Origin of the sequence: Aerosakkonema funiforme FACHB-1375 (genome assembly GCF_014696265.1) — a bacterium.
Classification (GTDB): domain Bacteria; phylum Cyanobacteriota; class Cyanobacteriia; order Cyanobacteriales; family Aerosakkonemataceae; genus Aerosakkonema; species Aerosakkonema funiforme_A.
The window spans coordinates 21,009-46,748 of record NZ_JACJPW010000014.1 but is presented as its reverse complement, the minus strand read 5'-3'; the positions used below and the strand labels follow the sequence as shown (position 1 = coordinate 46,748).

The 25,740-nt window shown below is 43.7% G+C and carries 22 protein-coding genes and 1 tRNA gene; 13 read left to right on the top strand and 10 right to left on the bottom strand.

Translation table 11 applies throughout. The features are described from left to right. Positions 1 to 3 precede the first annotated feature (3 nt). Positions 4 to 408 (top strand): hypothetical protein, encoded by a 405-nt coding sequence (locus H6G03_RS07620; protein ID WP_190463697.1) that lies wholly within the window; start codon positions 4 to 6, stop codon positions 406 to 408. Here H6G03_RS07620 and recQ read toward each other — a convergent pair whose 3' ends face one another. Beyond that, positions 409 to 2,586, bottom strand: coding sequence for a DNA helicase RecQ (gene recQ, locus H6G03_RS07615; RefSeq protein WP_190463695.1), 2,178 nt, complete (start codon positions 2,584 to 2,586; stop codon positions 409 to 411). A gap of 79 nt (positions 2,587 to 2,665) precedes the next feature. Between recQ and H6G03_RS07610 the strand changes: the two genes are divergently transcribed. Next, positions 2,666 to 2,950, top strand: coding sequence for a DUF427 domain-containing protein (locus H6G03_RS07610; RefSeq protein ID WP_190463693.1), 285 nt, complete (start codon positions 2,666 to 2,668; stop codon positions 2,948 to 2,950). 287 nt (positions 2,951 to 3,237) lie between these two features. Next, a complete protein-coding gene (locus H6G03_RS07605; protein WP_190463691.1) occupies positions 3,238 to 4,086 on the top strand; it encodes a Uma2 family endonuclease in 849 nt (282 codons plus the stop codon). A gap of 53 nt (positions 4,087 to 4,139) precedes the next feature. On the opposite strand, the gene H6G03_RS07600 is transcribed toward H6G03_RS07605, so the two are convergent. Then, positions 4,140 to 5,066, bottom strand: coding sequence for a LysR family transcriptional regulator (locus tag H6G03_RS07600; protein WP_190463688.1), 927 nt, complete (start codon positions 5,064 to 5,066; stop codon positions 4,140 to 4,142). Positions 5,067 to 5,107: 41 nt separating this feature from the next. Next, complete coding sequence (locus tag H6G03_RS07595; RefSeq protein WP_190463685.1) at positions 5,108 to 5,350, bottom strand: hypothetical protein; 243 nt, start codon at positions 5,348 to 5,350, stop codon at positions 5,108 to 5,110. A gap of 95 nt (positions 5,351 to 5,445) precedes the next feature. On the opposite strand from H6G03_RS07595, the gene H6G03_RS07590 reads away from it, so the two are divergent. The 5 genes from H6G03_RS07590 (at position 5,446) to H6G03_RS07570 (ending at position 9,984) form a co-directional block, all read left to right on the top strand. Further along, entirely contained in the window at positions 5,446 to 6,906 is a 1,461-nt protein-coding gene (locus H6G03_RS07590; protein WP_190463684.1) for an APC family permease, read from the top strand. Between the two features lie 96 nt (positions 6,907 to 7,002). Beyond that, positions 7,003 to 7,704: a cadmium resistance transporter gene (locus H6G03_RS07585; protein WP_190463681.1), complete on the top strand. Its 702-nt coding sequence runs from the start codon at positions 7,003 to 7,005 to the stop codon at positions 7,702 to 7,704. A 21-nt stretch (positions 7,705 to 7,725) separates the two neighbouring features. Beyond that, positions 7,726 to 8,382: a cadmium resistance transporter gene (locus H6G03_RS07580; RefSeq protein WP_190463679.1), complete on the top strand. Its 657-nt coding sequence runs from the start codon at positions 7,726 to 7,728 to the stop codon at positions 8,380 to 8,382. Between the two features lie 294 nt (positions 8,383 to 8,676). After that, positions 8,677 to 9,351, top strand: coding sequence for a hypothetical protein (locus tag H6G03_RS07575; protein WP_190463677.1), 675 nt, complete (start codon positions 8,677 to 8,679; stop codon positions 9,349 to 9,351). 204 nt (positions 9,352 to 9,555) lie between these two features. Further along, on the top strand, positions 9,556 to 9,984 hold the full coding sequence (locus H6G03_RS07570) for a YidH family protein (protein WP_190463675.1): 429 nt from the start codon (positions 9,556 to 9,558) through the stop codon (positions 9,982 to 9,984). An 8-nt stretch (positions 9,985 to 9,992) separates the two neighbouring features. Here the strand turns inward: H6G03_RS07570 and H6G03_RS07565 are convergent, their stop codons facing one another. The 3 genes from H6G03_RS07565 to H6G03_RS07555 all read right to left on the bottom strand — a co-directional run bounded on the left by H6G03_RS07565 (position 9,993) and on the right by H6G03_RS07555 (position 12,698). Beyond that, the gene (locus tag H6G03_RS07565; protein ID WP_190463673.1) at positions 9,993 to 10,790 is read right to left on the bottom strand and encodes a sulfite exporter TauE/SafE family protein; all 798 of its coding nucleotides are present in this window, start codon (positions 10,788 to 10,790) and stop codon (positions 9,993 to 9,995) included. A gap of 225 nt (positions 10,791 to 11,015) precedes the next feature. After that, positions 11,016 to 11,420: a hypothetical protein gene (locus H6G03_RS07560; protein WP_456057564.1), complete on the bottom strand. Its 405-nt coding sequence runs from the start codon at positions 11,418 to 11,420 to the stop codon at positions 11,016 to 11,018. Positions 11,421 to 11,888: 468 nt separating this feature from the next. Then, the gene (locus tag H6G03_RS07555; RefSeq protein ID WP_190463671.1) at positions 11,889 to 12,698 is read right to left on the bottom strand and encodes a prohibitin family protein; all 810 of its coding nucleotides are present in this window, start codon (positions 12,696 to 12,698) and stop codon (positions 11,889 to 11,891) included. A 156-nt stretch (positions 12,699 to 12,854) separates the two neighbouring features. Between H6G03_RS07555 and H6G03_RS07550 the strand changes: the two genes are divergently transcribed. Both H6G03_RS07550 and H6G03_RS07545 read left to right on the top strand, forming a co-directional pair. Continuing rightward, positions 12,855 to 12,936: transfer RNA gene (locus H6G03_RS07550), tRNA-Leu, on the top strand. Positions 12,937 to 12,974: 38 nt separating this feature from the next. Continuing rightward, positions 12,975 to 14,309 (top strand): GTPase family protein, encoded by a 1,335-nt coding sequence (locus H6G03_RS07545; protein ID WP_190463669.1) that lies wholly within the window; start codon positions 12,975 to 12,977, stop codon positions 14,307 to 14,309. Between the two features lie 25 nt (positions 14,310 to 14,334). On the opposite strand, the gene H6G03_RS07540 is transcribed toward H6G03_RS07545, so the two are convergent. Continuing rightward, positions 14,335 to 14,886: a Uma2 family endonuclease gene (locus tag H6G03_RS07540; RefSeq protein ID WP_190463667.1), complete on the bottom strand. Its 552-nt coding sequence runs from the start codon at positions 14,884 to 14,886 to the stop codon at positions 14,335 to 14,337. 115 nt (positions 14,887 to 15,001) lie between these two features. Between H6G03_RS07540 and H6G03_RS07535 the strand changes: the two genes are divergently transcribed. The 3 genes from H6G03_RS07535 to H6G03_RS07525 are packed head-to-tail and all read left to right on the top strand — an operon-like array spanning position 15,002 to position 17,691. Then, on the top strand, positions 15,002 to 15,418 hold the full coding sequence (locus tag H6G03_RS07535) for a XisH family protein (protein ID WP_190463759.1): 417 nt from the start codon (positions 15,002 to 15,004) through the stop codon (positions 15,416 to 15,418). Next, positions 15,406 to 15,741 carry a XisI protein gene (locus H6G03_RS07530; protein ID WP_190463665.1) on the top strand — a complete coding sequence of 112 codons (336 nt, stop codon included), beginning with the start codon at positions 15,406 to 15,408 and terminating at the stop codon, positions 15,739 to 15,741. Before H6G03_RS07535 ends, H6G03_RS07530 begins: the two co-directional genes overlap by 13 nt. Before the next feature lie 36 nt (positions 15,742 to 15,777). Continuing rightward, the gene (locus H6G03_RS07525) at positions 15,778 to 17,691 is read left to right on the top strand and encodes a GTPase family protein (RefSeq protein WP_190463662.1); all 1,914 of its coding nucleotides are present in this window, start codon (positions 15,778 to 15,780) and stop codon (positions 17,689 to 17,691) included. Here the strand turns inward: H6G03_RS07525 and H6G03_RS07520 are convergent. The 3 genes from H6G03_RS07520 to H6G03_RS07510 all read right to left on the bottom strand — a co-directional run bounded on the left by H6G03_RS07520 (position 17,684) and on the right by H6G03_RS07510 (position 25,697). Then, positions 17,684 to 19,591: an adenylate/guanylate cyclase domain-containing protein gene (locus H6G03_RS07520; protein WP_190463661.1), complete on the bottom strand. Its 1,908-nt coding sequence runs from the start codon at positions 19,589 to 19,591 to the stop codon at positions 17,684 to 17,686. The genes H6G03_RS07525 and H6G03_RS07520 overlap by 8 nt on opposite strands. A 62-nt stretch (positions 19,592 to 19,653) precedes the next feature. Beyond that, positions 19,654 to 22,674, bottom strand: coding sequence for a response regulator (locus H6G03_RS07515; RefSeq protein WP_190463659.1), 3,021 nt, complete (start codon positions 22,672 to 22,674; stop codon positions 19,654 to 19,656). Beyond that, the gene (locus H6G03_RS07510; protein ID WP_190463657.1) at positions 22,671 to 25,697 is read right to left on the bottom strand and encodes an ATP-binding protein; all 3,027 of its coding nucleotides are present in this window, start codon (positions 25,695 to 25,697) and stop codon (positions 22,671 to 22,673) included. Before H6G03_RS07510 ends, H6G03_RS07515 begins: the two co-directional genes overlap by 4 nt. Positions 25,698 to 25,740: the final 43 nt, after the last annotated feature.

Here is a 25,740-nt window from a genome sequence, read left to right as displayed (position 1 = left end):
ATAATGCTAGATCCCAAAGAAATTGTCAATTTTCTTCGCAAGTATTTCCACGAAGTAACACCTGAACAGTTTGCTCAAGATTACAAACATTATTGCCCTGAAATTAATGACCCCAATTCATATCAAGGCATAGAACCAAACATTGAGTTGAGGCAAGATTTATTGCCAGAAGTAGAACCATACGTTACTATTGATAACATACAAACAGAAAAAGCTATTCAAGAAACAAAAAATGCTTTAACAAAACTGATTGCTGCATTTGCATCGGAATTACCCAGCAATTTGCTTTTAAAAGTAGGAGAAGAAAATGCCATACAGGTAGTTGTTACCTTTATTATGCCAGCAGATTTGGAGGCGGCGAAGCAAAAAGATTTTTCCCTAGTCCACCGCCAAAATGATGTTTCGTAATCAAGCTCCATTTTCCAGTCGCCATTTGGCTCGTACTAATCGAATTGCGCCATAATCGAACTGTTCTCCGAGATGTTCGTAAATTGGTTTAAGCGCATCAGTAACGCCAACTTCTTGAATCGCCTGCAAGATGATTTCTTGATGTACGGGGGAAACTAGGCTATCTATATCTACTGTTTTACCCATTTCGATCGCTTCAGCTAAATGACCCAGGATCGTAGTGGTTTTTAAATTCCGTTTTTGGGCAATTTCTTCTACGGTTAGTCCTTGCTCAAATAAATCTAAACTCATTAACTGCGTGTAGTTAGTAGAAGCAGATTTTGAGGAAGTTGCGATCGCACTTTTCAAAACATCCTTTCCTACCGATAAACCTTGCTCTTTTCGGTAAGCGACAATTGCCGCAATAAATGTTTCCCCGTACTTATCCCGTTTGCGATTACCGACACCGGAAAGTTGCTCAAATTCTACTAAAGTTTGCGGTTGCACTTGCGCCATTAATTTTAGTGTGGAATCAGGGAAGATTACATAAGGAGGAACTGATTGTTCGTCGGCGATTTTTTTGCGGAGTTGGCGCAGGCGATCGAACAACATTTCCATCCCCGCTTTCTTCAAATTCTTTTCTTCCAGAGTGGGCGTATTTTTAACAGCAACTACAATATTAACCGGTCGCTGACGCCGCATGACTTCCCAACTGAGGAGGTTGAGTTTCAGCACGGCATAACCATCTGTGGTTTGATCTAGTAAACCTTGATGTAAGAGCGATCGCGCCAGCATTTTCCATTCATCTGCTGTTCTATCTTTGCCAATTCCATAAGTAGAAAGTTCGTTATGTTTGTTTTGCAAAACTTTTTGGCTGCGAGAACCGCGCAAGACATCAATAATATAATTCATGCCAAATTTTTCCTTGCAACGTGCCACGCAGGAAAGAAACTTCATCGCTTCAATTGTCCAGTCTTCTACTGGTTTCTGGTGGCAGCAATTATCGCAATTACTGCAATTACCGGGGAAATATTCGCCAAAATAACTTAACTGAATTGTGCGCCGACAGTCTGTACCTTCAACATAATCTATCATACGGCGCAGTTGTTGACGAGCGATCATTTGTTCTTGCTCGTCAATTTTTTGTTCGATTCCCCATTCAATTTTCTTAACATCTCCAAAGCTGAAAAAGATTGTACAGCGAGATGGTTCGCCATCCCTTCCCGCACGTCCGGCTTCTTGATAGTAACTTTCCAAATTGCGGGGTAAGTCGTAGTGAACGACAAAGCGGACATCTGGTTTGTTAATCCCCATACCAAAAGCAATTGTGGCTACGATGACTTGCACATCATCGCGAATAAAACGAGTTTGATTTTCGGTGCGATCGTCGTCACTCAATCCCGCATGATAAGGTAAAGCTTTGATGCCATCTTTCTGTAACTTAAAAGTGAGTTCGTCAACAGAACGACGGCTAAGACAATAAACAATTCCCGTACCTTTTGTTTGCCTAATTAACAGTAGTAATTCTGTGTAGCTGCTTTTTTGCTTGGGACGAACTTCGTAGTAAAGATTTGTGCGATTGAAGCTAGAAATATGGACATTCGGTTGCACAAGTGCTAGCTGTTGGATGATGTCTTGGCGGACGCGCTCGGTGGCGGTGGCGGTGAGCGCCATAATGGGAACATTTGGATAACGCTGGTGAAGTATTCGCAATTGGCGATATTCTGGGCGAAAGTCGTGTCCCCACTCGGAGACGCAGTGCGCTTCGTCGATAGCAAAACCAGAAATGCCGATTTGATGCTGCACTAAGTCTAAAAATGGCAGAAATCTTTCGCTCAGCAGACGTTCTGGCGCAATGTAGAGTAATTTGATGCGTTTGTTGAGGATAGCTTGTTCGGAATATCGTACCTGATGACTGTTGAGGGTACTATTGAGGAAGGTTGCGCCAATCCCGTTATCCCGCAGGGCGTCTACTTGGTCTTGCATTAAGGCGATGAGGGGAGAGACGACTACGGTTAAACCGGATTTTAGCAGCGCTGGTAGCTGAAAACACAGGGATTTGCCGCCGCCTGTGGGCATGACAATGAGCAAATCTCGATTTTGCAAGGCTTCTTCTACTATCTGCCGCTGTCCGGGACGGAAGCTGTCGTAGCCAAAATATTGTTTGAGTGCCTTTTCCAGGGAGCGAAACTGAGACATGATGGAGGGGATAAGAGGCTATTGTACCTGCACCTTCGCATAATAATGTTAGTTGGAAAGTAGCTCAGAAAATAAACCTATGCCGAAAGCTGTTTGGAATGGTGCCACTTTAGCGGAGAGCGATCGCACTATAGTTGTGGAAGGAAATCACTATTTCCCACCGGATGCGATCGACAAGCAGTATTTTAAGGAAAGCAGTACCCATACGACTTGTCCCTGGAAAGGCGTCGCCAGTTACTATACGATCGAGGTGAACGGGCAAGAAAACAAGGATGCTGCTTGGTATTACCCCCAAGCTAAGGACAAAGCTAAGAATATTGAAGGTTATGTGGCTTTTTGGCGAGGGGTGAAGGTGGAAGGTTAAGTGCTGTTGTGGGATGGGGGCTGTTGTAGTTCTTGTGGGATGGGCGTCTCGCCCGTCCCTGGTGATTTAAGATACTGTTGGCGAATTAACTGGGGGGTTAGACCGCTGAACCAATAGAATGATAACCGATCGATCTCTCCCACTCCCCCGCTCTCCCGCTCTCCCGCTCGATTTCACGACGGTTGAGGTAATTCGCTAACAGTATCATTTCAGGGCAGGCGGGACGCCTACCCCACAAGAATTGAGAATTGATATTTAAATTCCACAAGAGGTGGGAGGCTATCGCGATGTCAGTTGAAACAACCAAAGAACAAAATCCCCAAATGGCGGAGGTTGTAGACTGGTGGGAACCTCCTATGCCTCCTACCGATCTAATATTTGACGATGGTGAACCTTTGAAAAGCAATCGCCACCGTATTGCCATGAATACCCTGATTCGATCGTTGCAGCAAGCTTGGCTCGATCGCAACGACTTCTACACGGGCGGCAATATGTTTATTTATTTTAGTAGCGCTCAAGCTCGTAACCGCGACTTCCGGGGGCCTGATTTTTTTGTGGTGCTGGATGTTGATGGTACAAGAGAACGACAAGGCTGGGTAGTGTGGGAAGAAGATGGGCGTTATCCCGATGTGATTGTGGAACTGTTATCTTCTAGTACCGCACAAGCAGATAGGGGAACGAAGAAGGATATTTACGAACGAGTTTTCCGAACGCCGGATTATTTTATTTTCGATCCTTTCGACCCGAATTCGTTGCAAGGGTGGCATTTGGATGCTTCCCAACGCTATCAGCCATTAGCGCCAAATGAGCAAGGTTGGCTGTGGTGCGAGAGTTTGGACTTTTGGTTGGGAATTTGGCCGGGAACAATAGATAGGGAAACGGCAAGTTGGTTGCGCTTTTACGATACTTCTGGCAATCTGGTTTTGTTGCCGGAGGAAGCGGCGCAACAGCAGGCGCAAGTTGCCCAACAGCAGGCGCAAGTTGCCCAACAGCAGGCGCAAGTTGCCCAACAGCAGGCAGAAGTTGCCCAACAACAGGCGCAAGTTGCCCAACAGCAGGCGCAAGCGGAACGCCAACGCGCTGAACTCTTAGCGGCGCGGTTACGAGAATTGGGAGTCGATCCCGATAATTTATGAAGTGGATTAGACTCTAGAAACCCGGTTTCTTGAAGAAACCGGGTTTCTGACAGCTATAGAGTCAACATTGTTTCAAATGCTTTGGAGAGGCGTGTTTGAAAGCGCTGGCGATGCTTCAGCTTTAAAAAGGGTCGGGCTATTTCCAATATGGGGCTAGAATCATCTGTGTTATCGATAACTTGAATTGCACGTAGAGTGTCAAGCTGTAGTTCTTTTTTGACCATCAATTCGGAAATTGCTGTTGCGCCGACACCGCTTTCTACTATTGACTTGACCATCTCGCCACTGTTCAAAACTAAAATAATATTTAATTCAGTAATAGGGATTCCCCAATTTTGCAATGCTTCCTCAAACCTTTGCTGTGTGCCAGAACCGGGTTCTCGCATCACCCATTCTGTTGTAGAAAGTTCGGTGAGAGTAACCTCTGGAAGTTCAAACCAAGAATGAGATTTGCCAACAACTATTAAAAGGCGATCGCTTCCGACAACTTCTTGAGCTAAAGTTTTCTTAAGTGATGGACTAACTACGCCTTCTACCAAACCTAAATCGAACTGTCCATTAGCCGTTCCAGTACAAATTTCTTCTGTATTGGCAAGAAAACATTGCACAGAAATGCCGGGATATTGGCGCTGAAATTCGCCGATTTTATTTGGTAGCCAATAGTTGCCAATAGTGAGGCTCGATCCCAATTTCAACTCACCGCGTTGCATATTGTTCAATTCTCGCAAGCCGCGTTCGGTTAAAGTAACTTGGTCGAGAATTTTCTGCGCTTCCACTTGCAGCAATTTGCCAGCTTCGCTGATCTCGATATGGCGACCGATACGATGGAAAAGCTTGACTCCGTATTCCTCTTCTAAATTTTGGATCGCCGCACTCACTGCCGGCTGGGTAATGAAAAGCGTTTCCGCAGCACGGGTAAAGTGCTGATGTTCGGCTACAGCTAGAAAAATTCGCAACTGATCGAGCGTCATCCCTGCCATTTGAACTACCCTTAGAGCTTTTGTAGAGTTGTTAATCAATTTTATTTATTAAATCGACAAAAAAGAGCATTTGATTCTATCGTTAAGTTTCCGTATGGTAAGAATAAGCCTAATGCACCGAACTGAACTGAGGCGATGCCTGCGAGTTCAATTCGAGCTATAAAGCGATCGCTATGAAAACGCAACGTTGCGAGACCACTAAAAAGAGATACAGAACCCAAGGTTTTTTCTGAAAAACTCTGTTTGTCTTTTTGATTACTTAAGAGCAGGCTTTTTGGAGTCAAATATTGACCTGGCTGGGAGCTGAGCGGTGATTATACCGTGTTCCCTGCGAGTTTGTGTCGCCAAACAGAAAATCTGTACGGGAAAAAAATGCCTTATGACCAGTGAAATCCAACTAGATCGCGATCGCAGCGCTCACGGCTTAAAGCCAGAATGTCTGCCCTACAGGGAAGTTTTGGCCCAATCAATTGCTGTAATCGCACCTACCACAACACCAGCAGCGAATTTAGCTTTGATCTTCGCCGCTTCGGGAAACGGCACTTGGCTGAGTTTTCTGATCGGTATGATCGGGCTGGTGTTTGTCAGCGTCAACATCAACCAATTTGCCCGCCGTTCCGCTTCTCCAGGTTCCCTCTACTCTTACATTGCTAAAGGTCTTGGCCCTACGGCTGGCGTCCTCTGCGGTTGGGGTTTGGTACTGGCTTATTTGTTTACGGGGATAGCTACATTGTGCGGTTTTGCCGTCTTTGGCCAAGTTTTGCTGGGTCACATAGGAATCCATCCTTCCCCGATTACGATGTTAGCGATCGGCGCTGGCATAGCTTGGTATATGGCTTACAAAGACATCAGTCTATCGGCGACGATGATGCTGCTGCTAGAAGGTGTATCTGTTGGCTTAATCCTGCTTTTGGCTGTTGTTGTTTGGGCGCAAAAAGGTTTCGCCCTGGATATGGCTCAAGTTACTCTACATGGAGCCACCCCAGGCGGAGTAGCGATGGGACTTGTGCTGGTCGTGTTCGGTTTTTCTGGTTTTGAAAGCGCCACTTCCTTGGGCGATGAGGCGAAAGACCCACTCAAAACTATCCCGAAATCTGTAATTCAAAGCACTATTTTGGCCGGTTTGTTCTTCATTATGACCGCTTACATTGAAGTGCTGGGTTTTAGCGGTCTTTCCGTATCCCTCGCCGATACTGAAGAACCTCTAACTGTTCTGGCTCAGCAAGCTAAAGTAGGTTTTTTGGGAGAACTGATCAGTCTGAGCGCGTTGCTATCTTTCTTTGCTTGCGTGCTGGGCAGTATCAATCCGGCGGCTAGAGTATTTTTTATGATGGCGCGTCACGGTCTGTTTCACACTTCTGTTGGTGCGGCACATTCATCAAACAGAACGCCCCACATTGCCGTCTCTATGTCAGCGCTGATAACGTTTTTGGTGCCAGCTTTCTTGTGCCTATTTGGGGTCAAGCTGTTTGAAAGTATGGCTTATACGGGAACGATTTGTACTTACGGATTTTTGCTCGTATATATTCTGGTTTCTGTGGCTGCACCTGTTTACCTGTACCGACTGAGAAAATTGCGGCCATTGGATATCGTCTTTTCGGTTTTGGGCGTTGGTTTTATGTTGATTCCGGTTGTGGGTACGGTAGGAATTCCCGGTAGCGAACTTTTCCCACCTCCAGAAGCTCCCTACAATGCGTTTCCGTTTTTGTTCTTGCTGTACTTACTTGCTGGGTGTGGATGGTTTATCATCCAAAAGCGGCGTTCTCCCAAAATGGTAAGGAGAATGACGCGCTCGATGGAAGCAATTGAGGTCAGAATCGACGAGACCGATCTCCTTTAACATTCGTTAGTCTTAGTTTTTAGTTACCGGGAATATTTGACCGCTGACTAATGGCTAATAGCTAATGAGCGATCGTAAACATAAGGATTCCCAGAAATGAGCGAGTTAGTAACTGCAATACCTACAGGAATAGCGGCCTTTACAGCCACAAACCTCGATGATATCGTCATCCTGCTGCTGTTTTTCTCCCAAGTAAATGCAGCATTTCGTTGCCGGCACATCGTTGCAGGTCAATATTTAGGCTTTGCCGCACTTGTGCTTGCCAGCCTTCTCGGTTTTTTTGGCGGTTTAATTCTACCAGAACGCTGGATTGGATTGCTTGGCTTGGTGCCTATTGGCATAGGACTCAGCCGCTTTCTCAATCCGGAAAACGATTCTGAGGAGGAAGTTCAGGCAGAAATAGATGAGTCAGATCCCTCTCCCTTCGCGAGTTTTCTTTCTCCCCAAACTTACGGTGTAGCAGCTGTTACGTTTGCCAATGGCGGCGATAATATTGGCATTTACGTGCCGTTGTTTGCCAATAGCGCCTTACCAAGTCTGCTGGTAATTTTGAGCGTATTCTTTCTGCTGGTGGCAGTTTGGTGCTACACTGCCTACAAGTTAACGGCTTTACCTGCGGTGGCTGACATCCTAACTCGTTATGGCAATCATTTCGTTCCGTTTGTTTTGATTGGATTGGGCGTTTTCATTGTGTTGAAAAATCAATCTTTGAGTCCGCTGGCTTTAGTTGCTGCTTCTCTGTGTTTGATGGGGTTGGTCAAAAGTAGCGGGCGATCGACTTCAGAAGCGCAAAATTAATTTGGTGACAATAATAGCCTAATGAATTGGCTTGTAACCGCAATTATCACAGGAATAACTTCTTTTGGGGCGACCAACATCGATGACATTGTTATTTTGACTCTTTTTTTCGCCCAGGTGAATGCCACCTTCCGTCGTCGGCACATCGTTGTTGGTCAATACTTGGGTTTTACAGCGCTCATTCTTGCCTGTTTACCTGGTTTTTTTGGTGGTTTGATATTGCCCAAAGCTTGGATTGGCATACTGGGTTTCGTTCCTATTTTCATAGGTATAATCCATCTATTTAAGCGAGAAAATGATGCAGAAGTGCAGGCAGTTTCAACTGAATTTGACGCTTCAAGAAGCAATGTATCTGTGCTTTCAAAGCTGGCAAGTGTTCTTTCTCCCCAGACTTATAATGTGGCGGTAGTAACTTTTGCGAACGGTGGAGATAATATCGGTATCTACGTACCTTTGTTTGCCAGCAGTGACCCCGCTAGTTTGGCAGTTATTCTAACAGTCTTCTTTTTGCTGATCGGGGTTTGGTGTTACATTGCTTACCTACTAACCCGCCATCGTGCGATCGCTCCTATTTTAACCCGCTATGGTAAGGCTATAGTTCCCTTTATATTGATAGGTTTGGGTATTTTCATTCTAGTTGAAAGCGGTACTTATCACTTAATACCCAAGTTTAAATAGTATAATTTTATATTGATATATAATTTGCTGTTATATTAAAATCTATTTAACTATAGATTAAGATTGTGATTTTTCAAACAAAAAATGATGGTAAAAAAAAGCCAAAAAAAATTAAATAGATAGTTGATAAAATTAAGCATAGCTGTTAGGATTATTATGAGTGAATTAAACTCGAAAAAACACAAGAAGCGCAGTCAAATTAGGTAAAAGCTTCTGTGTTGACAATATTCCCATAAAAAATCAAATTCAACTTTTCAAGTTGAATAGCTGTAAGATTGGAAAAGGAGAGAAAGGATGAAGCTATTCAAATATCTTGTTTTGGTCTTGGTATTGGCAGCCAATTTACTGCTCGCACAACCTTCCTGGGCGGGCAACAAACACAAGTCGTCCTTGGCAAAAAATCCGGAATACATAGAGGTGACTCAAACTCTAGACGATCTCAAGAAAGCGAAAGAGACACAAACTCAAATAGAGGATTATACGCCGGAGCAGCTTCAGCAAAAAATTGATGAGTTAGAGTTTAGGAAATACACTCTAGAATCGGGCATCAACTGGAGTCAGTGCAGCAATGAAACAGGTAAGACGGTGGCTGTTTATGGGCCCAAAGCTAAAAAATCCAAGGAACCATATGACAATGGACTTTACTTTTTAGCTGACGGTCAGACAACTGAAAAAAAATGGAATTGTGAGGGATTTTACGTACCGAATGACGGAGTACCAACAGATTTAACGGTTACCGGACAAAATGGGCAACAATCGAGCGGCGCTCTTGCGGTCAAGATACCTAATGGAACTAATGTAGTCCTCAAAAGAAACTCCGACACTGGCGTACTTGAATTCAACGTTCCTTTTACGAAAGTCTTGAAACCAGGTGATGTTAACTGGTTTATACCAAATGTATCTCAAGCATTCATAGATACGCGAGTTCCAAATGCACCGATTGTGGAGAGCAAAGAGAGCCAGGGTTAAACTTTCTTTCTTGGTGATGATGTAAAGGCGTTTTTGTAACCAGGGTTACAGTCAAAATTCGCGAAAAAATACAAGATAACTCTGTAAAGATATGCGATATTTGACTGTAACCCTGAGAAAATAACATAGGGCACGCAACTGTGCTGTTGGAGTTCTCAGACTTGCTTATTTGTAGATTTGAATTAAAAAGAAAAGGTGTCACCGATGCAGTTAATGTTCAAACCCACGCAGGTAGAGGCAGATCGGAATCAACAAAGGCGATTGAACCCGTCGCGAGTGCGGGATCACTTGGCGAACGAACGTACTTACCTAGCATGGATGCGGAGTGCGATCGCTCTAATGGGTTTTGGCGTAGTCATCGTGCGTCTTCGCGCTTTTCACCCACCGATGTTACCTTACCCCGGTAATGGCTGGAAGTTGGGTTTGCTGTTTTCTGTAGTCGGTTTGCTGACAGTTTTGCTTTCCACTCAGCACTACTTTGCCGTTCGTCGCGACATTGAAGAAGATACTTACGAACCGGCAGACCGCTGGATAATTCTGTTCAGTATGGCGGTGTTAATTTTGGGTGCAGGAGTGATCTATTTTGTCTTTACAGCACCTCTCACTTTAACGAGTTTGGTTGTACCTGAATGATAGTTTAATTAAGCTTGATAAACTAATTTCCAGCTTACCATTACTAAGATTGCATAAATTACAAACCGGAGTGCTGGCTGAGGGGTAATTTTACACAGTTTAGCACCTATTAGCACTCCCGGTACTGTGCCTAACCAGATGGGTAATACTAAACTCCAATTAACTGTACCAAGACAGAGATGTCCTACAGAAGTAAAAATTAACAAAATGGCTGCTTGGAAGAGATCTGTGCCTACTAATTTACGAGAGTCAAGGCGGAAAAAGGAAATCAGCACAAGCGCAAACATCGAACCGGAGGACACGCTAGTCATGCCAACTACACAGCCTAAAACTGCTCCCACAGCCAGGGTCAGCATCCGACCGGAGTGAGTTTTTAAGTCAAATTTGGGTGGTTCCGGTAACTTCAATTGAGGAATAAAATTTTTCAGCAGTAATTGTGCAAGTGCTGATAGGGCGACAAATAGCATTGCCACCCCCAACAAGCGCAGCAGGATGCCATCCAGATTAAAAGCCTCATTATGTTTAATCAAATATAAAATTCCCACTCCCGTCAGTGAGCCGGGAACGCTTCCCAACGCCAGCCATGTGACAACTTGCAGATCGAGGGTTCTTTGCTGCCAGTGCTTGTAGCTGCCGACAACCTTCATTAAGGTGGCAGCGACTACATCAGAACTAACAGCGATCGAAGGTGGAACTTGGAATATAAAAATCAACATGGGGGTAATCAGAGATGCACCGCCAACTCCTGTTAAACCGACGATGATACCAACTACAAAACTGAGGCTTGAAAGTAATAAATAGTTCATACTGCTGCCCTATTACAGGGTGTTAATTTGCAGAAACTTTTACTGTGATTGAGCTTCTGTTTTTCGGAGCGATCGCGGCAATTTAGAGAAACAGTAGGTAGATGGCAGACCAAACCCCTTATGACCACTCCAAGCGCTTTTACTTCTTCTAAGGCTATGGCTATTAAGAAAAGCTTTGGTGGGTTGAAACCATTCTAACCGTACATATTTCCGGGATGCGGATCTTCATAGAATCTTCACAGGAAATAGGCCGGGATTTTCGAGAATTTTAAACTGTATCAATGCCAAAATCGCCATTGTATAGACTGTTGAGGAAACTAAACCAGTCAGTAGCTCTTTTTTAAGGTTACGTTCTTTGGGCTGTCCTTGCAGAACATCCACAGCGCCTACTTGCATCATGATAATGCCAGTAACGTTAGACAGCCAGTACGCTGCGATCGAGCAAGGTACGAGTAAATCTGAGTTAAACAAACTAAAGATGTACCCAACAAAATAAGCAATGGGTAGATTAAAAACTAGGTCGTTCCACCAGCATAGTGGTGAGAGCAAGTATCCTATTACGAGCAGAAATCCACCTTTTAGTTTTCTGAACATGATTTTTATTTGCTTAATGGGATGAGAGGGCGACAGATAATCTACAGTTGCTGTTTGGAGTATGGCCCTGAGTCTGGGCCAGAAAACCCCTTGTGTAGCTTGCTGTAGCTGTACAGTCTGTACTTCGGTATAATACAGTATTCCGCTCGACTTACCGTAGTTTAACTTGCAGGTTAAGCAAATGTCTAGAGGAAAATATGCGATCGATATACTTTTTTCTGACCGATCTCCATTCATACAGGACTTGTCCGAGATTTTTAACCGCCCTTTTGTAAGCAATTATACTCATTAAGTAAACGACGCGGGAAGTTGAAAGGCTCTTCCGTACTTGAGGTGATAATAAAATCTAATAGATGCTTGGCAAAGCCTGTGGTACAATGGCTTTAGCTTCGTCACAGATACAAAAACTAAGTTATTAGCTTCAGAGCTTTGAGTTTCCCATTGCTGAAGCTAAAAGACCAACTGATTAGAAAAATTTATCACCCTAAGTACGGGAGAGCCTAATTATTTTTTTGTTTGTATTAAGAATTCCCTTAAATCTAATAAATTTCCACTATCATTACCAAAAATTACGGGCAGATCGCCATTCCATTTATCTATTGCTTGCTTAAGCAATATTTCAGGAGTCAAACTTTCGCGGAGCAAGGTTTGCACCTGTGCTTCTCCTTTAGCTAAATTTACTTTTGCCTCGGCTTTTCTAGAGGCTTTTTGGGCTAAAAAAACGGCTCGTTTGGCTTCTTGTTCGGCAATTTGTTTGGCTTCTACCGCTTCCCTAAAGCGTTCGGAAAAGTGGATATGCACGAGGGAAATATCATCAACTGCGATATGATAGTTAGTTAAGCGTGCGGTCAACAAATTGTCTACTCCTCCTTTAACTTCTTCCCGCTCGGTAATAATTTCTTCAGCAGTGTACTTGGCTATGACTGCTTTTAGCACTTCTTCAACTGCGGGATTGAGAATGCGATCGACAACAGCCTGTTCGTCGCCAATTTCTTGAAAAATCGCATTTGCTTGTTCGGGAATAATATGCCAGTTAATAGCTACATCAGCGAAAACATCTTGAAGATCCTTAGAAGAAGCCTCAGCAGATATTTCGTGCTTTTGCACCCTAACGCTCAACTTTTTGACTGTATTTACGATGGGAATAATTGGGTGAATTCCTTCTTCCAGTACTTGTTCTTGCACTTGGCCGAATTGCATCAGCACACCTCGATGTCCGGCGTCGATGATGGTAAAGGGAGTGAAGATTATAATTAGGAATAATAAAAGTAACGTCAGTTTTGAAACCCTGTTAAAAGCACCATTCTTATTCATAGTTGATTGGCAATTGTCCTAAGTAGCCGCTGGGGAAAGGCAGAGTCAGCTGGAGAGGGATGACTGTCCCGTTGTCCCGTTGTCCCTGGTTTGCGATCGACTTTTGATTGTTCCCCTATCTATTTCTACGCCAGCTCTGCTATCATATAAATCTATGCGGATGTGGCGGAATTGGCAGACGCGCCAGATTTAGGTTCTGGTTCCGAGAGGAGTGTAGGTTCAAGTCCTATCATCCGCATTGCAGCGAGGGATCGTCTATCCACGGTTTTGATGGGAATGGCTGAGGAACGCGATATCCAAAAGCAGTCAGAAAATTCTCAGCAGTTCGGTGAAGCGCCTGATGGTGGAACGCCTGAGTCGATAATTAATTCCCAAATCAAGCGGATCGCTGATGTTTGGCACAGCGCTACAGCAGGGATGATGGGGTTGCTACCGGTAGACCGAGTGGCAGAGACGGTTCTGAAATGGTTTAGTGTCAGCGAAGCGCAAGTGGCAGATATCCTGGAGACGGTGAAAGCGGAACTGCCAACGACGGAAGCGCTGCTAATCGGTAAGCCGCAAGCGGGAAAAAGTTCGATCGTGCGGGGATTGACGGGTGTTTCGGCGGAGATTGTGGGACAGGGATTTCGTCCCCACACGCAACATACTTCGCGCTATGCTTATCCGTCAAGTGACTTGCCGTTGCTGATCTTTACGGATACGGTGGGACTGGGAGATGTCAAGCAGGATACTGAGGCGATCGTCCGGGAACTGGTAGGAGATCTGCAACAGGAACATCGCCGCGCTAAAATTCTGATTTTTACGGTCAAAATTAACGATTTTGCGATCGACACGCTGCGACAAATTGCCCAGCAGTTGCGTCAGCAATATCCAGATATTCCTTGTTTGCTGGCAGTTACTTGCTTGCATGAGGTGTATCCTCCCGATACGGCGGATCATCCTGAGTATCCACCAAACTTTGAGGAAGTTAATCGCGCATTGGCGGCGATGCAGCAAGCTTTTGCCGGATTGTACGATCGGGCGGTATTAATTGATTTTACCCTAGAAGAAGATGGATACAATCCAGTATTGTATGGTTTAGAAGCGCTCAGAGATGCTTTGGCAGATTTACTTCCGGAAGCAGAAGCGCGTGCGATTTATCAGTTATTGGATGAGAAAGCCGGTCACGAAATAGGCAATCTCTATCGAGATGTGGGACGCCGTTATATTTTGGCGTTTGCGATTATGGCAGCTGCGTTGGCGGCTGTACCCTTGCCTTTTGCGACGATGCCGGTACTGACAGCTTTGCAGGTATCGATGGTGGGGCTGCTGGGGAAATTATACGGACAAACGCTGACGCGATCGCAAGCTGGAGGTGTTGTGAGTGCGATCGCAGGTGGCTTTTTGGCACAAGCGATTGGACGGGAGTTAGTTAAATTTATACCGGGTTTTGGGAGTGCGATCGCTGCTTCTTGGGCAGCTGCTTACACTTTAGCATTAGGTGAGGGAGCTTGCGTTTATTTTGGAGATTTAATGGGCGGTAAAAAACCCGATCCTAAGAAAATTCAATCGGTGATGCAAGCAGCATTTCAAACAGCAAAAGAACGCTTTAAAGGTATAAAAAGCGTGTAAAATGTCGATACCCGATCTTACTTCCTTAAATGCTGACGATCGCAGCTACCGATATGGCTACATCTGAGAATGCTAATGGATAAATTGTCCCGCTCGCTAGTGTAGACTTGGAAGCATATTCTCCATCTTCGGGTTCTCGAAATACTATCAGTTGTCTTTTCTTGAGGTTGACTACCCAATATTCAAAGATGTCAATTTCCGCATAGACTTTACTTTTTATTTCCAAATCTTTGTCCAAGCTAGAATCTGAGTATTCAATCAGCCAGAAAATATTTTCGGGGTAAGGGTGATGTTCTAGATATTCGCGCCCCAATCGTTGTACGATCGCAATATCCGGTTCGGGTTCGGAGTTATTAGGAAGGGTAATTGGTTTAGCGATACGAATGGTAGCTCTATCGCCCAACAATCGGATTAAATATTCCCCAGCTTCACTGCTAAAATAGGCGTGCGGTTCTCCTTCTGGTGGCATTTCTACAATTTCTCCCTTCAGCAGTTCGACGCGCCGATCGTCCAAAATGCCTGCTGCGATCATGCGGTGATACTCGTTTATCGTCCACTTGACTGTAGTTACTGGCATAGCGATCGCTGTTCTCTTTCCGCTTGTATTTCAGATCGTAACTCAAGCTTTGTTATTTTTACATTTTAGCCTATGCGATCGCTATCATATATCTACAGGGTTTGGATTGGAGTTTGTGTCTGCTAGAGATATTTTCCACAAAGCGGTAAAAAAGGCTCTTGAGAAGGAACAGTGGATTGTTACTCACGATCCCCTGATAGTCAAGTTTGGCAAAGACAAAGTATCAATTGATTTAGGTGCAGAAAGAATCATCGCAGCCGAAAAAGCCGGAGAAAAGATTGCGATAGAAATCAAAAGCTTTTTGAATGAGTCAGAACTATATGATTACCATGCTGCTTTGGGTCAATTTCTCAATTATCGCTTGGCACTTCAATTCAGCGAACCCGATCGAACCCTTTATTTAGCAATCTCTTTAGAAACGTATCGTTCGCTTTTCAGCCGCGACCTGGCTCGTGCTTCAGTCCAACAATATCAAGTTAAATTGATTGTTTACGATCCAATTAATGAGGTAATTGTACAATGGCAAAAATAGAAACATATCGCGAATATATTCAAAAGCTACTGATTAAATATGGCAATTATAAACTTGATGCTGAAGAAGTTGAAGTTCAACTAATTTTCGATACAAAACGCGACCATTATCAAATTTTAGATATTGGTTGGGAGCGATACGATCGCATTTACAATTGCGTCATGCACTTGGATATCAAAAACGAAAAAATTTGGATTCAACGCAATACAACGGATATCCAGATAGCCAAAGAATTAGTAGAGATGGGAGTACCGAAAGAGGATATCGTGTTGGGGTTGCATCCTCCCTACAAGCGACAGTACACGGAGTATGGCGTAGCTTAAGAATGTGGGCGATCGAAAATAAGCAGGTAGAAGACAATGGTACGATTAAAACTTTGGCAATGGGTCATCTTAGCAACTCCGATCGCAACTATTATCGCTTTCCTATTGGTAGCGGCGGGATTGCAAATTCAGGAGTGGCGGATAAGTTGGATTTGGGCGCTGTTTACTTTGGTGTTCGTCGGTTGGCGGTGGTTGTTGGTAAAATGGACGCAGCCGATGGTGACGCAGATGGAAGCTGTGATGGCGGAAGTTAGCAAAGAACTGGAATCTGCTAAAAGCGACACCATGAATTTATCAGGCGAGAATGACACCATCCATAAGACAGAAATTGTCTTGCAAGAAGTATTGAAAACTGCACAGAACGATCGCCCAATTTGGGAAGATTGGCCAACTTTTTGGCAGCGATGTCAGGATTTAACGATTGCGATCGCGCATATCTATCATCCGGAAGTAAAATATCCTTTGCTGAACATCTACGTTCCCCAAGCTTATGGATTGATTCGGGGAACTGTGGATGACCTCGATCGCTGGATGCAAAATTTATCTCCCGCCCTCAATCAAGTTACAATTGGACAGGCATACCAAGCTTATGAAGTTTATCGCAGGTTGGAACCGGGAGCGCGTAAGTTATGGGAAGCTTGGAATTGGGCGCAATGGATTTTAAACCCGGCGGCGGCGTTGGCGAAAAAAGCGAGTCAGGGTTACACTAATCAAGCAAATCAACAGTTATTAGTGAATTTAAGTCAGCTTTTGCGGGAAGCTGCTTTGCGGAATTTGTGCAAGCAAGCGATCGCACTTTATGGAGGGATCGATTTACCGACAGAATTCGCAGTTTCTACGCCAACTTTACCCAAGGCGAAAACGCAAACTCTGCGAGATATCTTAGCAAAAGCAGAACCTGTTGAAGAAGTAGAACAAAAATTAATTAATATCCTGCTGGTGGGTAGAACTGGCGCGGGAAAAAGCAGCTTGATTAATACTTTGTTCCAAGCCGATAAAGCAGCAGTTGATGTTTTGCCGAGTACCGATCGCATTCAAAATTATCACTGGCAAACTGAAAGTGGAGAAATTCTTACGCTTTGGGATACTCCCGGCTACGAACAAGTTAAACGGGAGGATTTGCGGGAAGAAGTGTTAGAATATGCCAATAATGCGGATTTGTTGCTATTAGTTACGCCTGCACTCGATCCGGCTTTGCAAATGGATGTGGACTTTCTCAAAGATGTGAAAGGAGAAGTCGAAAATTTGCCTGCAATCGCAATTGTAACGCAAGTCGATCGCCTGCGTCCGATCCGGGAGTGGCAACCGCCTTATGATTGGGAATGGGGCGATCGAGCAAAAGAAATTGCGATTCGAGAAGCGACGCAATATCGGGAAAAGCAATTAGCTGAATACTGCGATTTCGTGTTGCCGATCGTGACTGCGGATAGCAAAACAAATCGGGTGGCTTGGGGTGCGGATGCTTTATCTTTGGCATTAGTCGAATCTATTTCTCCCGTCAAACAAATGCGTCTGGCGCGGTTTTTGCGGAACTTGGAAGCACGCACCGTTGCGGCAGCAAAAATTATCGATCGCTACACTTTCCAGATGACAACAACCCAAGGTGTAACTTCGCTGCTTAAAAGTCCGGTTCTCCAGTTCATTTCTACCCTATCAACCGGTTCTCCTACTCTGGCATATGTGCTGGCAGAACAAATTCCAGTGGAACAGTTACCTGTGGTGATTGGTAAGCTACAAATGGCCTACGATCTGTTTTCGTTGTTGGCTACGGGCGATGGGAACAAGCTAAAATTTGACTTGCTATCTTTATGGCCGTTGCTGTTAGAAAAATTTAGCCCTCCCGAACGTGATGCTAGGGCATTCGGTCATGCCCTAGTGGAGTTTTGGACGCAAAATCTGACGCTCGAACAACTGCGGGAAAGGTATGAGTACTATGGCAAAGCTAATTAACAATATGCTTGACAAAGCGTTTTCCGGTGAGGATGTAGACGATCATTTCGCCTTTACCTTTGATCGGAATTGTTCCTCGTTCCTCAAACTCAAATTCGTCTTTTAAACGTTCGTAGATGGCGGCGGTTACTTGAATCATTCCGGGAAGTCCATTCGATTCCATGCGGGAGGCAATATTGACGGTATCGCCCCAAAGATCGTAGATAAATTTGCTCATCCCAATTACTCCGGCGACTACGGGGCCAATATTGATGCCGATTCGCAGTTGAAACTTGTCTGTGCGATTGGCGTTAAATCTGGCGATCGCAGCTTGCATATCCAGCGCCATGAGGGCGATCGCGCTAGCTGAATCTTCGCGGGGTATGGGTACGCCACCAACTACCATGTAGGCATCGCCGATCGTTTTGATCTTCTCCAAGCCGTGTTTTTTTGCTAATAAGTCAAACTCAGAAAAAATTTCATTTAACAATTCTACTAACTCTGTAGGATTTTTTTCTGTAGATAATTTTGTAAATCCTACCATATCGGCAAATAGTACGCTGACTTCTTCAAAGCGATCGGCGATCGGATTTTCACCGGCTTTGAGGCGATGGGCGATCGGTTGAGGCAAAATACTCAGTAGCAGTTGTTCTGTCTGTGCTTGTTGAAACTTTAAGGCTTCTTGTACTTGCTTGCGTTCGGTAATATCGGAAACGATGCCTTCGTAGTATTGCAGCTTACCCGAACTATTTCGCACCGCACGAGCAGTTTCAGAAATCCAAATAATCTTGCCTTCTTTGCGATATACCATTGATTCAAAACCGGAGACGGCATTATGTGCTTCCATCGCGACGATAAATTCTTGGCGACGCTTGGGGTCAACATATATCTGTCGGGAAATGTTTTGTATGCTTTGCATCAATTCTAGTGGGGAAGAATAGCCATAAATTCTTGCCAGTGCGGGATTAGCACTCAAGTAGCGCCCTTCTGGTGTAGTTTGATAGATGCCGTCGATCGCATTTTCTACGATACTGTGATAGCGTTCTTGTGCTATTCGCAAAGCTTCTTCTGCCAGCTTGCGATCGCTAATATCTCGCGCCACCAAAATAACTGTATCATCGTTCAACGGAGAAATCATTACTGCTAACCAAACTCCTTTTTCATAGATGTTTAAACTGTAATCAAAATTGATAGTCTGTCTGGTCTCTAATGTTTGTTCAATTATACTTAACCAACTTGGGTGATTTTCTGCGTGAAAAATTTCTTCGATTATGTAGCTGACTAAATCGGTGTCATCTTGATAGAATGTAATGCTATTTGTCGGTAAAATATCGATGTTGCCGAGCTGACCTTCTTGAATATTAATGGTCATCACAATATCGGTCATCGCTTCAAATACCGCTCGCATTTTGTGTTCGGAAGCGAGTAACTTTTCTTCCAGAAGTTGACGGGAGTTAATTTCAGATTGAAGTTGTAGGTTTTGCTGGTGAAGTATCTCGGCTTGTTGCTGAAGTTTATTTTGCAAAGAGCGTTGGCTAATTTGATTAGCTACTCGTGCCAATATCTCTTCGACTTGAAAGGGTTTGCTAATGTAATCCGCGCCTCCAACTTGAAATGCTTTGGCTTTATCTAAGCCTTCATTGAGCGCACTGATGAAAATAACTGGAATTCCGCTGGTTTCTGGGTCAGCTTTGAGTTTTTCGCAAACCTGGTAGCCATCGAGTGAAGGCATGAGAATATCGAGCAAAATTAAATCCGGTAATATACTTTTAGCGACCTGAAGAGCTAAATGTCCATTGTTGACTGGGCGGACTTTATAACCATTTTTTCTCAAAATATTAACTAATAGACGCAAGTTGACTGGTGTATCGTCTACTACTAATATTTCTGGATTTAAATTTTCGTCGCTCGCGACACTCATTGGCGTACTCTAATAATGCTAATGCACCCTTTTTGAATTTAAAGCATATCTGGCTATTTACCTCAATTATCTACGATTAAATTAATAATTTTTTCGTAATCTAACTTAGTGAGATAATATTGAATAAGTTGAGCCATAACAATATTTTCGTTCCGCAGTATATTAACAAGAGCGTTCATTGCGTCTAGGTCGGCAATATCGATAGCCTGTTTCATATTGGCAACCCATTCGCGGGAAATTTTTGGTTGAGAGGGTTGGTTGTTGATTTGGGAGCCAGAATTAGAACCTTCTTGTTGGCTAAAATTAGATGACTTGGCAGCAGCGATCGCACTGACAATCTTTTGATATTCAAAGTTTTCGGCGTAAGTTCGCAGCGCATGAGCTAAAGCAGTTTCTTGAGATTCAATCTGCTCGATGAGGTTATATATCGTTTCTTCCTCTAGAGTTAAAGAAGCTTCTTCTAATTGTTCCAACCAGGAATGAGGTAGTGTTTTCAAAGCAGAGATATTGATGGATTGGTAAGAATTAGCCTGTCTCAATATTTGGTCTTCTTCATAAACAAACTCTACTCCTAAATGCTCGGCTAATTTCTCGAAAATGACTGATTCTTGAATGGGTTTGCAGACAATATCATCGCAACCCGCCGAGAGCATAATGGGTTTTTGTTCTTTAAAAACACTAGCGGTGAGGGCAATAATTATGGTTTTAGTAGCTGGTGGCTGGGAAGTGGGGGAAGCATTATGTAGATTTTCTGCTGCGCTTTTGCTTACCCCCTTTCCCGCACTCCCGCTCTCCTCACAGGCCCATTTTTGCTGCGCTTTTGCTTTAATTTCTTTGGTAGCTTCGTATCCATCCATCACCGGCATTCGCATATCCATCCAAATTAGGTGAGGTTGGAAGTTTTCCCAAACTTGAATTGCATCTTTACCATTGATTGCTTGTCTAACTTCAAAATCCATACCCAGGAGTAACTGCACTAGCAATTGACGGTTGCTTTCTTTATCATCCACTACTAAAATGCGGTAGCGAGGTTGGTTTGGGGCTAGGGCGATAACGCGGCGATTGTTTTGTTGGGGTTTAATGAAAGTTTTTTCAATTGCGGTGGCTTGAATGTCAAATTGGAAAGTTGTTCCCTGTCCAATTTGAGAGTTTACTTTGATGTCACCGCCTAAAAGTTGGACGTATTTGCGGCTGATTGCTAAACCCAAACCCGTCCCTTGTCCGGAAACAATTCCTGCTTGAGTTTGTACAAAGGGATTGAAAATGCTATTGATTTCTTCGGGAGCAATGCCAACTCCGGTATCATCTACTACAAACACAAGTCGAGATGTATTCGTTATTGATGGCGATGAACTATCAACTTTCACCTGCATCGTCACAGTGCCTTTATTTGTGAACTTGATCGCGTTACTGAGAAGGTTAATTAATACTTGACGAAGCTTGAGGCGATCGCTTCTGATAAACTGGGGAACATCCGCAGCAAAATCAAACTTTAACTCTAAACATTTAGAGTCCGCTTTGAGTAAAAACATTTCTTCTATTTCCCACAGCATTTCCTTAAGGTCGAATTCTGTTTCATTTAAATCGGTGTGTCCGGCTTCAATTTTTGAGATATCTAAAATGTCGTTGATTAAATTGAGTAGATGTTCGCCACTGCGACCGATAATGGCGATATTTTCTTTTTGTTGATCGTTGAGATTGCTGTCGCGACTTAGCAGCTGTGCAAATCCTAAAATAGCGTTCAGGGGTGTTCGCAACTCGTGGCTCATATTAGCTAAAAAAACGCTTTTAGCTTGGGAAGCTGTAACTGCCGCTTCTTTTGCCAGTAAAAGTTCTGCTGCTGTATTTTTGAGAGGGGTAATATCTTGAATTTGGGTGACAAAATAAAGCGGTTGTTCTCGATTGTCGCGGACAAGAGAAACGCTGAGCAACCCCCAAACAATGCTTCTGTTTTTGTGTAAATAACGTTTTTCTATATGATAGGAAATAATTTCTCCATTTAATAAATTTTCTTGCGATTTCCAATCTATATTGATGTCATCTGGATAAGTAATTTCCTCAAAGTTGAACGACAGTAATTCCTGCTTTGAGTAGCCGAGCATTTGGCAAAGTGAAGAATTAACTTGCATAAATTTCCCTGTCGGTGACACCAAACACATTCCGACAGCGGTATGATCGAAAGCTTTACGAAATTTTTGCTCGCTTTGGCGTAATGCGATTTCTGCTTGTTTGCGATCGCTGATATCCAAGACAGTGCCAAAAAGTCGGATAACTTGCCCAGCGGAATTAAAAATCGGCTCTCCGGTTGTCTCAAAGTAGCGCAATTGACCGTCGCTTCGCTTAATGCGGAACTCAAATTGGTAAGCTAACCCATCGGCGATCGCGCGAGCGGTCGTTGTTTGAAATAGCTCTATATCGTCTGGATAGATCAGCTCGTTAAATTCGGTATGGCTTGGTTCGGATCGATCGGGAGCGAATCCAAAAATACGGAAAGTTTCTTCTGACCAAGTTAATTTATTAGTAAAAATATCCCATGACCAACTGCCCAGATGGGCAATTCTTTGCGCTTCGGCTAATTGTCGAGAGGTGGTATGCAAACTTTCTACTGTTTTTTTGAGGGCTTCTTCCGTAGCGATGCGAACCTCAATTTCTGTTTGCAGTTGTTGATTGCGCTCTTCTAATTCTTGTTTCAGCCTTTGGTTAGCGAGTCGCACTTCTATTCTGGCTAGGACTTCTTCCGGTTGAAACGGTTTGGTAATATAGTCTGCTGCGCCTAGTTTAAACGCTTGCAGCAAATCCTCTTTTTCGTTGCTAGCTGTGAGAAAAATAATCGGAATTTCGCACAATTTGGGGTCAGCTTTCAACTTCTGGCAAACTTGCAATCCGTTCATTCCCGGCATCATTAAGTCTAGTAAAATTAGGTCGGGTTGGGCAGTTTGCACTCGTTCCAAAGCTTGCTGTCCGCTGGTGGCGAAAGTGGTATCGTAGCCCGCATTTTCCAGCATCTCGCCAATCACTTGCAGATTTTGGCTGATGTCGTCTACAACTAAAATCAAGAAGTCTTGGGGATTAAATTGTGTCATACTAAGGACTGCCTCACCAACGGAAATGCTTCTATTGTCATAGGTAAGTGTGCCCAATCAAAGGTTGATAATTGCGTTTCCAATCTTGTTGCATAGTCTAGCAGGGCAGCACACTGATATTCTGTTGCTAGGCAACGCAGCCGTTCTGCAAAGGCTTGCAATTCCCGTCTTCTCATCGTTTTTCGCAGCTGTTGCCAAGCCGTATTTTCTTCCTGAAGCAGTTTTGAGAGCAATTCGGGCAGTTTTTCTTTAGCTTCCGGGAGCGATTCTGGGACAGCAGATTTCTGATGTTCGCTGTATACATTCTGGTTTTGTGGTAAAATTTTCTGCAATTGCTCCACAAGTTGGGAACGGTTGACGGGTTTAAGCAAGAAACCGTCACAGAAATTTTGGAGATCTTTGTAATCTTGTCCCATTACAGAAGCAGTGAGAATAATGATAGGGATATTTTGAGTTTTTTCGTCCTGCTTTAAACGACGAGCTGCTGTATCTCCATCCAAATTGGGCATCCGCAAATCCAGCAGAATTACATCGGGATGATGCGTCTGCGCCATCTGAATCCCTTCCAGTCCATCTTTAGCAAACAAAAGTCGGTGTTGAGTCGCTTCAAAGTAGCCTGCAATTAAATCGCGATTGGATTTCACGTCATCCACCACCAGCAGTACGGAAGGTTGAAACTGTTCTAAGTTTGCATTTAACTGGGAGTCGCCAACTGGTTTTGTCGTCCAGTCGGTAAGGGTCACATCTGGAAAAACGAAGATAAAAGTACTGCCTTTACCTAATTCGCTTTCCAGTAGCAGGGTTCCTCCCAGCATGGTTGTCAGTCGGCGGGTAATTGCCAATCCTAACCCAGTACCGCCGTACTTGCGGGTGCTTTGTCCTTCGCTTTGCACGAAAGCCTCGAAAATTCGTTGCCGTTGAGCCGGGGCAATACCAATTCCGGTATCTTCCACAGCTATTTCCAACCAAGCTTTGCGAGCGTCTCCATCTGGGTAAATTTGGCAGCGCAAGCAAATTTTAACATACCCTTGTTCGGTGAATTTGAGGGCGTTGCCGATCGTGTTGAAGAGTATTTGCCGCAGGCGCACTTCATCAAAAATAATGCCCGTGGGTAGGGTTTCGTCAATTTCTGCGAGTAGGGATAAATTTTTCTCGCTAGCTTTCTGGGAGAAAATTTGCAGAACTTCCTCAACTAATGCCCGCAAATCTAGGGGGTCGTATTTCAGTTCTAGTTTGCCTGCTTCAATTTTGGAGAGATCGAGGATATCATTTATTAAGTCTAGGAGAGCTTTGCCGCTAGCAGAGATCGACTCGACATAAGTGCGTTGTTTTGGTTCGGTAACGAGTCCTTGCAGCAAGTCGCAAAAACCCAGGATGGCATTCATGGGTGTACGAATTTCGTGACTCATGTTGGCAAGGAATTCGCTTTTGGCGCGGTTGGCAATTTGAGCGCGGTTGGCAGCTTTTTCTAAGGCGGCTTGCGAAACTTCTAATAAAGCTAGCATCAGGGTGTTTCTCAGTTCGAGGGCGGCATCTATTTCTAATGGATTCCAGGCTAAAGATTTGCCGATTACTGTTTCTTTCCACAAAGCAAAAGATTTGCGGGGAGACAGGCGCAATCCGCCATTTTCTTCTAATGTTACAGGTTGGTTCGGATTGCCTCCCCAGTTTACTGTTTGAATGATTTCCGGTCTAAACCAAACTACTTGATAGCAAGTGCGATCGAGAAAAATAGAAATTGCCAGTAAGCCGCTCACTTGCTGTTTGTATCGCTCAGCTTGGGGATAAATTTTTGCCAAGCAATCGGTGTAAAAAACTTCTTCTTTATGGTGCTGGCGAAGCCAATTTAGCAAATTTTGGACGGTTTCTTTGGCTGGAGCTTTGCCAATGAGCGTAATTTCATCTTGTAGATAGATAACTGCTCCTTGTGCATTGACTAATTCTAATAATAATTCTTCAGTTTGAGATAAAAAGCAATCTACGTTTATTTTCTTAACTAAGCTTTTTTTGATTTCTTGTTGAATGCGTTTAACTTTTTCGGAATATATAACCCATTCTTTTTGTTGCTTCTTGAATAGTTCAACAGACATAAATTGTCCGAGCAGTTCGCAAGCTTTACGAGTTTCGTAATCAACGTATTTCTCTTGATAATGATGACATACAATTAAACCCCAAAGTTTGCTTTCATTGATGATAGAAATACAAAGTGAAGCGGTAACCCCCATGTTTTGTAAATACTCAATATGAATGGGGGAAACGCTTCTGAGGATAGAGCGACTTAAATCTAATGGTCGATCTGTGAGGGGGTTATTGGTTGGCATAATTTGCACGGGTTGATAATTGATATCAACAATAATTCGCAACCAATTTTGGAAATATAATTTTCTGGCTTGTTTGGGAATATCTGTAGCTGGATAGTGCAAACCCAAGAAAGCTTCTAACTCTGGTTTTTTGTCTTCGGCAATAACGATGCCGCTATCGTCGGATTCAAAGCGATAAATCATGACGCGATCGTATCCAGTCATTTGGCGTAGTTCTCGCACAAGTATGTCTGTTGATTCCTGGAAGCTGGCTGCGTTTGATATCTTGGCGATAGAGGTTTTCAGCAAATGATAAAAACTAACTGGATAATTTTGCTTTAAGGAAATTTTCGGTTCTAATTCCAGAATTAATACTCCATCCGAACGATGGATAATCCCTTCAAATAGCAAAGGCGAGCCGAGAAAATTAACTGTAAACTGGAGCGGGTTAAAATATTCTAAATTTTCTTGGGATATGCAATGGTATAGCAAATCTATTTCTTGACGACTAAATAAAATATCTAGGTCTTGTCCGAGCAGAGATTCAGCAGCAATGCCAAAAAACTGTTCTGTATTTTGACTAACTTGTAAAATTTTTAGTTGCGGGTCTTGCAGCACGAGGAGAACTCCATGAGGCTGAATTTTACCGGGAATATGGATGGGTTCTCTGTCGCAGTTGCTTAAATCTATTGATTCGGAGGTGACAAATTCGATTTCCTGCATGATTTCACTCAACCTTTTGGCCGAAATAGGCACTTTTTAAGTT